This is a genomic window from Parvimonas sp. D9, from assembly GCF_035282565.1.
Taxonomy (GTDB): Bacteria; Bacillota; Clostridia; order Tissierellales; family Peptoniphilaceae; genus Parvimonas; species Parvimonas micra.
This window is the reverse complement of the sequence record NZ_JAYKBM010000214.1, coordinates 1-251: the sequence shown is the minus strand read 5'-3', so window position 1 is coordinate 251 and position 251 is coordinate 1. Positions and strand designations below refer to the sequence as shown.

Annotated in this window: 1 protein-coding gene; it reads left to right on the top strand. The window is 37.8% G+C overall.

Features of this window, described 5'->3' with window-relative positions; genetic code table 11:
- A partial coding sequence (locus tag VJI94_RS08610) for a carboxy terminal-processing peptidase (RefSeq protein ID WP_324009069.1) occupies nt 1-251 on the top strand: 251 nt, incomplete at both ends.

Sequence of the window (251 nt, the reverse complement as noted above, 5' to 3'; positions counted from 1 at the left end):
GGATAGTTATGAGTACCTGAAGATTCGTGAAAAAGATGTGCCCCATGCATTGCCTTGGGATCAGATAGAGAAAGCCACTTATCTAACCTGGCACAAAGACTATGGACATGATCAGGTAATACAAGCTGAAAAAGAAAGAGTGAAAGAGAATTCTTCACTCAATCTGTTGAAAGATAATTTGATTTGGCTCTCTAAGTTGAACGAAGAACCTGCAAGTTTGAATATCGATCAATACAAGTCATTGCAAAAAC